This window comes from Corallococcus sp. M7 (genome assembly GCF_054512695.1).
Genome location: NZ_CM137252.1, coordinates 3,094,641 through 3,105,063, shown reverse-complemented (window position 1 = coordinate 3,105,063; position 10,423 = coordinate 3,094,641). Strand labels below are relative to the sequence as shown.

The 10,423-nt window shown below is 70.5% G+C and carries 7 protein-coding genes; 2 read left to right on the top strand and 5 right to left on the bottom strand.

From position 1 onward, the window contains the following. Nucleotides 1–69 precede the first annotated feature (69 nt). The 5 genes from ACX114_RS12860 to ACX114_RS12840 all read right to left on the bottom strand — a co-directional run bounded on the left by ACX114_RS12860 (nucleotide 70) and on the right by ACX114_RS12840 (nucleotide 6,028). Complete coding sequence (locus tag ACX114_RS12860; protein WP_120564167.1) at nucleotides 70–807, bottom strand: SDR family oxidoreductase; 738 nt, start codon at nucleotides 805–807, stop codon at nucleotides 70–72. After that, nucleotides 804–2,168, bottom strand: coding sequence for an FAD-binding oxidoreductase (locus ACX114_RS12855; protein ID WP_459297990.1), 1,365 nt, complete (start codon nucleotides 2,166–2,168; stop codon nucleotides 804–806). The genes ACX114_RS12860 and ACX114_RS12855 overlap by 4 nt, the downstream gene beginning before the upstream one ends. A gap of 13 nt (nucleotides 2,169–2,181) precedes the next feature. Next, a complete protein-coding gene (locus ACX114_RS12850; RefSeq protein WP_459297988.1) occupies nucleotides 2,182–3,630 on the bottom strand; it encodes a UbiA family prenyltransferase in 1,449 nt (482 codons plus the stop codon). Nucleotides 3,631–3,760: 130 nt separating this feature from the next. Continuing rightward, on the bottom strand, nucleotides 3,761–5,143 hold the full coding sequence (locus ACX114_RS12845) for a di-heme oxidoreductase family protein (protein ID WP_459297986.1): 1,383 nt from the start codon (nucleotides 5,141–5,143) through the stop codon (nucleotides 3,761–3,763). A gap of 84 nt (nucleotides 5,144–5,227) precedes the next feature. Then, nucleotides 5,228–6,028 (bottom strand): hypothetical protein, encoded by an 801-nt coding sequence (locus tag ACX114_RS12840; RefSeq protein ID WP_459297984.1) that lies wholly within the window; start codon nucleotides 6,026–6,028, stop codon nucleotides 5,228–5,230. Nucleotides 6,029–6,315: 287 nt separating this feature from the next. On the opposite strand from ACX114_RS12840, the gene ACX114_RS12835 reads away from it, so the two are divergent. Both ACX114_RS12835 and ACX114_RS12830 read left to right on the top strand, forming a co-directional pair. Beyond that, on the top strand, nucleotides 6,316–9,312 hold the full coding sequence (locus ACX114_RS12835; protein WP_459297982.1) for a DEAD/DEAH box helicase: 2,997 nt from the start codon (nucleotides 6,316–6,318) through the stop codon (nucleotides 9,310–9,312). Nucleotides 9,313–9,447: 135 nt separating this feature from the next. Beyond that, nucleotides 9,448–10,422, top strand: coding sequence for an NADP-dependent oxidoreductase (locus ACX114_RS12830; RefSeq protein ID WP_459297980.1), 975 nt, complete (start codon nucleotides 9,448–9,450; stop codon nucleotides 10,420–10,422). Nucleotide 10,423 lies beyond the last annotated feature (1 nt).

Here is a 10,423-nt window from a genome sequence, read left to right as displayed (position 1 = left end):
ACCCGGCTCTCCCTTCCGTGTCCGCATCCCGGGCACGGAAGGGGCACCACGCGGAGCAACGACCGAAGCCTAGAGCTTCAGCCGCTTGAACACGGGCTCCGGGATGCTGCGGATGATGAGCATGATGAGCGCCCAGAAGCCGGGTACGTAGACCTCGTTCTTGCGCCCGTCCGCGGCCTTCAGGAGACCGCGCGCCACCTGCTCCGGCGACGCGAAGAGCTTGTTCTTCGGCACGTGGGCCGTCATCGGCGTGTCCACGAAGCCGGGCTTCACCGTCACCACCGCCACGCCGGACTTCGCCAGCCGGTTGCGCAGGCCCTGGAGGAACACGGTCAGCGCGCCCTTGGACGCGCCGTACACGTAGTTGCTCTGCCGGCCCCGGTCTCCCGCCACCGACGAAATCACCACCAGCGTGCCGGCCTTCTGCGCCTCGAAGCGGTTGGCCAGCTCCGTCAGCAGCGACGCGGCGGAGAGGAAGTTCGTGCGCAGCACCACCTCCGCCGCCGCCCACGAGCGCTGGCTCTCCGCCTGGTCGCCCAGCACGCCATGCGCCAGCACGGCCCCGTCCAGTCCGCCCAGGGCCTGCCACGCGCGCTCCACGAGGCTCGCGTGCGCTTCGCAGTCGTTCAGGTCCAGCGCGCGGAACTCCACCTTCTGAGCACCGCGCGTGGACGCGTCCCGGGCCACCGCCTCCAGGTTCGCGGCGTTGCGGCCCACCAGGTACAGCGACGCCCCGCGCGCGGCGAGCAGCCGCACCGTGGCCTGGGCAATGGCGCTCGTGGCACCGAGGACGATGACTTTCTTCATGGGAGGGCGGCCTGACGGTCTTCCTGCGCGGGCAGGGGCAGCGGCACCGGGTTCACCCGGCGCCAGAAGGAGGACGAGAACGCGGGATCGATGTACGCGGAGAACTGCTCGCGCCGGGGGAAGTACGCCGCGAAGCTCTCCGGGCTCATGCGCGCGTCCTTGGCCGGGTACACCGCCCCGCCCGCCTCGCGCGTCACGCGGTCCAGCGACTCCACCAGCTTCCACGTCTTCTCGCCCTGGTTGGCGAAGTCCAGGGCCAGCGTGTAGCCGGGGCGCGGGAAGGACAGCCACCCGGGCGACGGCAGGTTGCCAAACGTCTTGAGCACGGACAGGAAGCTGGGAAGCCCGCCCCGGGCGCTGCGCTCCAGCAGCTCCTTCAGCGCGTCACGCGCGGTGGCGTGGGGCACCACGCACTGGAACTGGAGGAAGCCCCGGCGGCCGTAGATGCGGTTCCAGCCATACACGCTGTCCAGCGGGTAGAAGAACGGATCGTAGTGCACGAGCCGGGGCGACGGCTTCATCCGCTCCCGGTGGTAGTACAGGAAGTTGAAGGCGGACACCGACAGCCGGTTGAGGCAGAAGCCCGGCAGGTCGATGGGCACCGCGAGCCCGCTGCGATGGGACAGGTGGCTCTTCGCCAGGGGCAGCCGGTCGAACTGCGTGGGCGCGAAGTTGCCCCGGTAGAACAGGCCACGCCCCAGCTTGCGCCCCCGAGCCAGACAGTCCACCCACGACACGGTGAACTCGTGGTCCGGCTCGGACTCCGCGGACACGCGCATGAAGCCGTCCAGGTTGTCGAACGGGACGGTCTCCTGGATGACGAAGGGGTTGCGGATGGGCTGGAGCTGCACCTCCGCCCAGGTGACGAGCCCGGTGAGCCCCAGCCCGCCAATCGTCGCGCCGTACCAGTCCGGGTTCTCGTCGGGCGCGCACATCCGGCGGCTGCCGTCCGAGCGCACCAGCTCGAACCTTCGCACGTGCCGGCCGAACGTCCCGACCCGGTGGTGGTTCTTGCCGTGCACGTCGTTGGCGATGGCGCCGCCCACCGTGACGAACTTCGTGCCCGGCGTCACTGGCAGGAACCAGCCGCGCGGCACGGCCAGGCGCAAGAGCGTGTCCAACGACACGCCCGCTTCGCAGCGAACCACGCCCGTCGTCGGGTCGAAGTCGATGAGCCGGTCCAGGTCCGAGGTGAGCAGCACCGTGCCGCCGTCGTTGAGGCACGAGTCGCCGTAGCTGCGGCCCAGGCCATGCGGCAGGACGGAGCCGTCCTCGCGGGGCAGCGCTTCCGATCGCCACGTCAGCGCGCGCGTCCGCTGCTCCACGCGGGGGAAGCGGCCCCAGGAATCCGACGTGCTCATCGCCATGCTCCCGTCACGTCGCCACCCACAGCACCAGCGCGGCGACCACGCCCACGACGTAGCTGACGCGGTCCCTCAGCGCGAAGACGAGCGGGTCCTCGTTCACGAGCCCCCGGTGCGCCAGCAGCCAGATGCGCCCCACCCAGTACAGCATCACCGGGCACAGCAGCCACAGCCGCTCCGGGTGGGCATACAGCGCTGTCACTTCCTTGCTGGTGATGTAGAGGGCCAGCACCAGCACCGACACCTGGCCCGACGCCGCGCCCAGGCTCGCGAGCTGCTCGTAGTCCTGCGCCAGGTAGCCGCGCCCGTGGGCGGAGGTTTCATTGGACTGACGCAGCCGCCGCACCTCGCTCAGCCGCTTGAGCAGCGCCAGCGACAGGAAGAGGAAGGTGCTGAACATGAGCAGCCAGCTCGACGTGGGCACGCCCACCGCCAGCGCGCCGCCGAAGATGCGCACCGTGTAGAGGCCCGCCAGCACCAGCACGTCCAGCATCACCACCTGCTTGAGCCGCAGCGAGTACGCCAGCGTGAGCACGAAGTACGCGGCCAGCAGCGCGGAGAACGCCAGGGGCAGCGTGGCCAGCGCCAGCACCGTGGCGCCCACCAGCAGCAGCGGCGCCAGCAGGACACCCGCGCGGACCGGCAGGGCCCCGGACGCGAAGGGCCGCAGTGACTTGGACGGGTGCCGCCGGTCCGACGCCAGGTCCAGCAGGTCGTTGATGATGTACACGCTAGAGGCGCAGAGGCTGAAGGCGATGAACGCCAGCACCGCGCGCGGAGCCATGCCGCCCTGGGTGGCCTTGTGCGCCGCCAGCAGCGGCACGAAGACGAGCGCGTTCTTCGCCCACTGATGCACCCGCAGCGCCTTCACCCAGGGGCGAAGCCCACCAGGCGGGGCCTCGAAGACGCGGTGCACGGGGCGGCCCAGCCCCTGGGCCTGGCGCAACACGCCCGCCGGGGCATGCACCACGATGACCTGTCGGCACTCGCGCCACAGGTGCAGGTCCACCGCGTCGTTGCCCGCGTAGTCGAAGCGGCCCAGCAGTTCGCGCAGCCGCTCCAGCTTCCGCGCGCCGGACAGGTTCACCCCGTCTTCGCTGGCGACCACCGTGTGGAAGACGCCCAGGTGGGCGGCCACCGCGTCGGCGATGCTCCGGTCCGCGGCCGTGGCCAGGACCAGCCGCCGCCCCCGCGCGTGCTCCTCGCGCAGGAAGGCCACCACCTCCGCGTTGTACGGCAGCGAGGTGACGTCCAGCCGCGCGCGGCGGGCCACCTCCGCCTTGAAGAAGGCCTTGCCCCGGAGCACCCACAGCGGCACCAGCAAGAGCAGCCACGGCGCGTGCTTGAGCAGCACGAGCAGGTTCTCATGCAGCGTGTCCGTGCGCACCAGCGTCCCGTCCAGGTCGACCGCGAGCGGGACGTCGGGGGCATCATCGGGGATGGGGGTCTGGGGCTGCATGAAGGGGGCCCGCAGGGTAGCCCAAGGGCCCGGGGCGTCCCACCGTTCCGTGCCCTCATGAAGGCCGAAGCCCCTCCAGGCGACGGTCCTCCCGCCCGCCGTCCGGACGGGAGGGTGTCCCGTCCATGCCTCAGAGCGATTTCAGGAAGGCCAGCAGCGCGGCCCGGTCCTCAAGGGGCAGCCGCACGTAGCGCCCCTGCGCGGAGGCCGCTTCCCCTCCGTGCCAGAGGACGGCCTCCTCCAGGGAGCGGGCCCGGCCGTCATGCAGGAAGCGGGTGTGCCGGTTGACGGCTTCCACCAACCCGATGCCCCACAGGGGCGGCGTACGCCACTCGCTGCCCGAGGCCAGCCCGTCCGGACGCCCGTCCGCCAGGCCCTCACCCAGGTCGTGCAGCAGCAGGTCCGTGTACGGGTAGATGACCTGACGGGACACCTCGTCGAAGCCCTCCACCGTCCCCGTCTCCTGGGGCGTGTCCACGTGGCACGCCGCGCAGCCGATGGCGCGGAAGACGGCATGGCCCCGCTGGACCTCCGGCGCCTCCCAGTCGCGCCGCTTGGGCACGGCGAGCAGGCGCATGTAGAGCATCAGCAGGTCCATGTCGTCCTGGGACACCTCCGGTTCACCCGGGGCGTCCCGGCCCTGCTCCTGGCGGTAGAGCGTGGTGGTGACACCCATGTCCGCGACGAGCGCATGCGCGACCTGCTGGCGCAGCGTGGGCTGGTTGGCCTTCCACCCGAAGCGGCCCAGGCGCGTCTCACCCGTCTCCACATCGAGCACCCGGTTGACCCGGCCGGAGATGCCGTCCTGGTCGCGGTCCTCGGGGTCGGCGCGGGCCACGATGTCGGCCTCCGGCAGCGCCTCCAGCAGGCCCAGGCCGAAGTTCACGGGCGACACACGCGCGGAGAACAGGGCGCCGTCGCCCAGGGGACCATGCACCAACCCCTGGAACTGGTAGCGCGGGCGCACCAGCGAGTACGGCTCGCCGGTGGCGAAGGTGCCGCGCGTCTCCTCGAAGTCGACGCGGACGTGGCCCTCGGGAACCTGGCCCTCCACGGCGTGCGCGTCCAGCTGCATGCCATACAGCGGGTGGGGACCGGCGCCGTCGGGCGCGCTCAACTGGAACGCCAGCGAGACGGGCGCCTCCGAGGGATTCGCGGGCGGCTGGCCCCGGCCGTCCTTCACGTGGCAGGTCATGCAGCCGGTGGCGCTGAAGAAGGGCCCGGCCACGGCGGCACGCAGGCGCGAGTCGCTCCAGTCGCGGTCGAAGACGCCCTTGCCCGCGTAGAAGTCCGGCCAGCGCGAGCGCGGCATGTTCATGGGCGCGCGCCCGAAGGCGTTGCGGCCGGTGTCCGCCACCGTGGTGGCACCGCCGGCCTGCTCGACGTGCGGAAGGACGACGGGAGGCAGCGCGCCCAGCACCAGGGGTTCGGGGCGGCGGACGACGGTGGCCCACGCGGCGCCGATGAGCAGCGCTCCGGCGGAGATGCCAGCGAGAGACCAGGGCACGCGCATCGTCACGACTCCTCGACGGAGAGACAAAGACAGACAGACACCACCGGGCGGGAACACGCGGCGCCCGCCCGGCGGAGGAACAGCTTACTTCTCCTGGCCGAAGGACTCGCCCGTGATGAGGAGGTCCGTGGCGCTGGTGTTCACGTCGATGCCGGAGAAGTGGCGGTACGGGTAGGCACCGTCGCCAATCTCCTCGATGAACTCCGCCGTGTCGCCGATGATGGTCTGGCCGTCCGCGCCCTTGAGGGCGAACGTCGTGTTCGGCGAGCCGATGCGCCACGCGCAGGAACCGTCGAGGCTGCGGTCACCGCCGTGGAGGTAGGAACGGTAGGAGAAGAAGTGCCAGTGGGTGTTCCACCAGTTCACGAACGACCACCAGTCGTAGAACGTGATGGAGAAGGACGCGGGCTGGTGGGTGGTGCTCACGAGCCGGCCGTCGCGGTACACGTTCATCCGGTAGTTGCCCTCGGAGGAACCGGTGAAGCCCGGCGTCACGTTCACCACGCGGTCCGCGGTGGAGGTGATGCGCAGCGTGCTGACGACCTGATCGCCGTCACGCGCGGACAGGGTGACGCTGCCCTTCTGGCTGCCCACGCGGATCTGGGCTTCCTGGGACCAGGTGATGCCGGCGTTGAACGTGCTGGAGACGCCGTCCGTCCTCGCGTCCTTCAGCCCGAGGACCTGCACGCCCTTCTCGGAAGCGGCCAGGGTCGCATTGCCCTTGGCGCAGGTGGTGATGCCGTCGAACCGCTGCACGCAATCCGCCTTGGCGGAGAGCGTCGCGGACTGCGAACCTTCGGGGGACTGCGTCGGCTCACCCTGGCAACCAGCCACCAGGCTCAGGAACGCGGCCGCCAGGAGGCGACTCGTCATCTGCAGGTGCATGTGTGGGACCTCGACTGTGTGGGGGACACGGAGACGCGGGGGTCCGGCAGGTGGAAGAGGGGGAAGCACCGGACGCGCGCTCCAATCCGTCCCCTCTGCACCTGCCACGCCACCTCCCAAGGTTTTGGGGCTTTCCTCGGAAGGCCCCACCGCGGATGACACGGGTGTCGTGGCCGCTGTAGCGCCGCCAGTTACAGGAGCGCGGGAGCATGTGTCCCCCGGTGTCACAGCCACGCGCCCGGTTGCTTGCGCCAGGGCCGGCACGGGGCTAGGGAATCGCCCCTCGTATGTCGGCGCTCGCGGAACTGCTCGAAGCCATCCGGGAGGAGTCAGGCCCGGCCACGTGGTCCGCCGGACAGGCCCTGTCCCGTGCGGGGGTCGTCTCGGTGCAGTCCGTGGACGAGGAGGAGGTCGTCCTGCGGGTGCGCATCCCCGGCCGCCCCACCCCGCTCACCACGACCCTCTACCCCGAGGATGAAATCTGGGAGTGCGACTGCCGGGGGAAGGTGGACCCCTGCGAGCACGTCATCGCCGCGGCCATCGTCCTGCGGCAGGCGGAGGGAAGGAAGGCCACGGCGGCGGCCTCCCCTGCCCGTCCGGGCCCCGCATCCGCCGCGCCGAGGCCCGGCGCCGCGCCGAAGACGGAGCGGCTGGTGTACCGCTTCAAGCGCGCGGACGGAGGGCTCCAGTTGGAGCGGCTGGTGGTCCGGCCGGACAACACCGCGCGGCTCCTGGCCCGGAGCCTCGCGTCCGTGCTCCAGAACCCCGTGGAGGCCGCGCGCATCCACGTGGACCCGTGTGATCTGCTCGCGGACAAGCTGCTCGCGCAGCCCACCCGGGGCGCGCTTCCGCAGAGCAAGCTGGACGCCCTGCTGCACGTGCTGGAGAAGGCGCGCACCGTCCTGTTCGACGGCCAGCTCGTCTCCGTCTCCAACGAGCCGCTCCTCCCGCGAGTCACCGTCGAGGACCGGGGCGAGCAGACCGTGCTCAAGGTGGAGAAGGATCCGCGCATCAACGAACTGGTGAGCCCCGGTGTCGCCCTGTGCGCGGGCGCGCTCTGCCGGATGGGAGAGCTGTCGCTCACCGGCGCGCGGCTGGAGAACCTGCCCCAGGAGCGCGTCTTCGCCCCGGAGCAACTGGCGGACCTGACGAGCAAGGTTCTGCCGGACTTCGCCAGGCGCATGCCGGTGGACGTGAAGAGCCGGCGGCTGCCGCCCATCGACCGGACGCTCAAGCCGCGCATCTCGCTGGAGCTGGACAAGCTCGACACGGGGCTCTCGGTGCTGCCCACGCTGGTGTACGGCTCGCCGCCCACCGCGCGCATCGACAACGGGAAGCTGGTGTACCTCCAGGGCGCCGCGCCGGTGCGCGACGAGCCCACCGAGACGAAGCTCATCCACCAGCTGAGGGACGAGCTGAACATGGCGCCGGGCCGGCGCGTGACCGTCCACGGCAAGGAGGCCGTGCAGCTCGCGGACAAGCTGCGCAAGTGGCGAGGAGGCCTCACGGGGAACGCCGCGGGCGTGGTCAGCCCAGACGTGAAGCTCCGGCCCATGCTCACGCTGGACACGGCCGCCACCGACGCGGGCGTGCCGCGAGTGGGCTTCTCGCTCGACTTCCAGGTGGAGGGCCTGGGCCCCGGAGAGAAGCGCACCGTGGACGCGGGCGCGGTGATGCGGGCCTGGGAGGAGGGCCTGGGGCTGGTGCCGCTGGAAGGCGGAGGCTGGGCGCCGCTGCCCACGGGCTGGCTGAGGGCCCACGGCCAGAGAGTGACGGACCTGCTGGCCGCGAGAGAACGGGACGGCCGGCTCGCGAACCACGCCATCCCCCAGCTCACCGGCCTGTGCGAGGCATTGGAGCACCCCGCCCCGCCCGTCATGGAGCGGCTCGCGCCCCTGGTGCAGGGCTTCGAGAAGCTCCCCGAGCCCCAGCTGCCCAAGGACCTCACCGCGACGCTGCGCCCGTACCAGTTGCAGGGCGTGAGCTGGCTCACCTTCCTGAGACAGGCGGGCCTGGGAGGCGTGCTGGCGGACGACATGGGTCTGGGCAAGACGCTGCAGACCATCTGCACGCTGGGCAAGGGAACGCTGGTGGTAGCGCCCACGAGCGTGCTGCCCAACTGGGAAGCGGAGGTAAAGCGCTTCCGCCCGTCGCTGAAGGTGTCTGTCTATCACGGCGTCGGCCGCACGCTGGACGAGTCCGCGGACGTGACGCTCACCACCTACGCGCTGTTGCGTCTGGACGCGGCCATCCTCGCGGCGAAGACGTGGGACACGGTGGTGCTGGACGAAGCGCAGGCCATCAAGAATCCAGACAGCCAGGTCGCGCGAGCAGCCTACGAGCTGGACGCGGGCTTCCGCATCGCGCTCAGCGGCACGCCCATCGAGAACCGGCTCGAGGAGCTGTGGAGCCTGATGCACTTCACCAACCGGGGACTGCTGGGCGGGCGCAAGGCCTTCGAGGAGCGCTGGTCCCGGCCGGTGTCGGAGAACCAGAAGGGCGCCGCCGAGGCCCTGCGCGCGCGCATTCGCCCCTTCGTGATGCGAAGGCTGAAGCGAGACGTGGCGCCTGAATTGCCACCGCGCACGGAGGCCGTGCGGCACGTCACCCTCACCGAGCAGGAGCGCGCCGTCTACGACGCGGTCCACGCCGCGACACGCGAGGAGGTGGTGTCGCAGCTCGAGGAGGGCGGCAGCGTGCTGAAGGCGCTGGAGGCGCTGCTGCGATTGAGGCAGGCGGCCTGTCATCCGGCGCTGGTCCCGGGACAGCAGGCGAGGACATCCTCGAAGGTGCAGGCGCTGGTGGAAGCGCTCGGCACGGCGGTGGCGGACGGGCACAAGGCGCTGGTCTTCTCGCAGTGGACGTCGATGCTGGACCTCATCGAGCCGGCGTTGAAGGAAGCGGACATCGGGTTCATCCGCCTGGACGGAGGCACGGCGAACCGTGGCGCGGTGGCGGCGTCCTTCCAGGACGAGAAGGGAGCGCCCGTGATGCTCATCTCGTTGAAGGCGGGAGCGACGGGGCTCAACCTGACGGCGGCGGACCACGTCTTCCTGGTGGATCCGTGGTGGAACCCGTCGGTGGAAGCGCAGGCGGCGGACCGGGCGCACCGCATCGGTCAGCAGCGTCCGGTGATGGTGTACCGGATGGTGTCCCAGGGCACGGTGGAGGAGAAGATCCTCCTCTTGCAGGAGAAGAAGCGAGCCCTCTTCGAAGCCGCGCTCGGAGGCGCCTCGGGAGGCGCCGCGCTCACGCGAGCGGACCTCATGCAGCTCCTGGATTGAGGCCATTCCCCGGCGGGGTGGAGGGCGGCAGTCCCCTCCCCCGCCGTGCCTGCGTGGAGCCGGTGACGCTGAACGTCACGCGGAGCATGCGCATCGTCTCGGAGGACACGCTTCAATCCGAGAGGGAGTCACAGCATGCCAGCATCCATTCCCGAAAAGATGAGGGCCGCGGCGCTCGACCGCTTCGGCGGCCCGGAGGTCCTGGGCATCAAGACCATCTCCGTTCCCACCTGTGGCGACGACGAAGTGCTCGTGCGCGTCGCGGCGGCGGGAATTGGTGCCTGGGATTGGATGGAGCGAGAGGGGCAGATGGCCGAGATGATCCCAGGCGGCCCGAAATTCCCCTACGTGCCCGGAGCCGACGGAGCGGGAGAAGTCGCGGCCGTGGGCAAGAACGTGAAGGACTTCAAGGTCGGCGACCAGGTCTACGGCTCCGCGTTCATGAGCACCAAGGGAGGCTTCTACGCGGAGTACGTCGCGGTGAAGGCAGACCAGGCGGCGAAGGTGCCCAAGGGACTGAAGGTGGAGCAGGCGGCGGTGCTCGCCGCGGACGGACTCACCGGGCTCCTGGACCTGGAGGAGCACCTCCAGCTCAAGTCAGGGCAGAAGCTGCTCGTCTTTGGCGCCAGCGGAGGCATCGGGCACATCGTCGTGCAGCTCGCGAAGAGGCTGGGAGCGAAGGTGCTGGCGGTCGCGTCCGGACAGGACGGAGTCGAGCTGGCCCGGAGGCTGGGAGCGGACGCGGTCGCGGAGGGCCACCAGGAGGACCTGGAGAAGGTCTGCCGGGACTTCGCGCCAGACGGCTTCGACGCGGCGCTGGTACTGGCACGAGGAGACGCGGCCGAGCCCCTGCTGCGCAACGTCCGCAAGGGAGGGCGCATCGCCTACCCGAACGGCGTGGAGCCGGCGCCCAAGGGCCCGGAGGGCGTTGAAACCAAGGCCTACGACGGCATCCCCAACCCCCAGGTGATGAAGCGGCTCAACGAGCTGATTGAGTCGGGGCCGTTCCATCTGGAGGTGGGCCGTCTCTATGCATTGGAGGAAGCCGCGAAGGCCCAGCAGGAGGTGCTCAAGCACCACCTGGGCAAGTACGCGATGAAGATCCAATGAC

What these genes read in the sequence shown, in the direction of transcription:
- ACX114_RS12860 (WP_120564167.1), bottom strand. Translation starts at nt 807, where the DNA reads ATGAAGAAAGTCATCGTCCTCGGTGCCACGAGCGCCATTGCCCAGGCC.
- ACX114_RS12855 (WP_459297990.1), bottom strand. Translation starts at nt 2,168, where the DNA reads ATGAGCACGTCGGATTCCTGGGGCCGCTTCCCCCGCGTGGAGCAGCGG.
- ACX114_RS12850 (WP_459297988.1), bottom strand. Translation starts at nt 3,630, where the DNA reads ATGCAGCCCCAGACCCCCATCCCCGATGATGCCCCCGACGTCCCGCTC.
- ACX114_RS12845 (WP_459297986.1), bottom strand. Translation starts at nt 5,143, where the DNA reads ATGCGCGTGCCCTGGTCTCTCGCTGGCATCTCCGCCGGAGCGCTGCTC.
- ACX114_RS12840 (WP_459297984.1), bottom strand. Translation starts at nt 6,028, where the DNA reads ATGCACCTGCAGATGACGAGTCGCCTCCTGGCGGCCGCGTTCCTGAGC.
- ACX114_RS12835 (WP_459297982.1), top strand. Translation starts at nt 6,316, where the DNA reads ATGTCGGCGCTCGCGGAACTGCTCGAAGCCATCCGGGAGGAGTCAGGC.
- ACX114_RS12830 (WP_459297980.1), top strand. Translation starts at nt 9,448, where the DNA reads ATGCCAGCATCCATTCCCGAAAAGATGAGGGCCGCGGCGCTCGACCGC.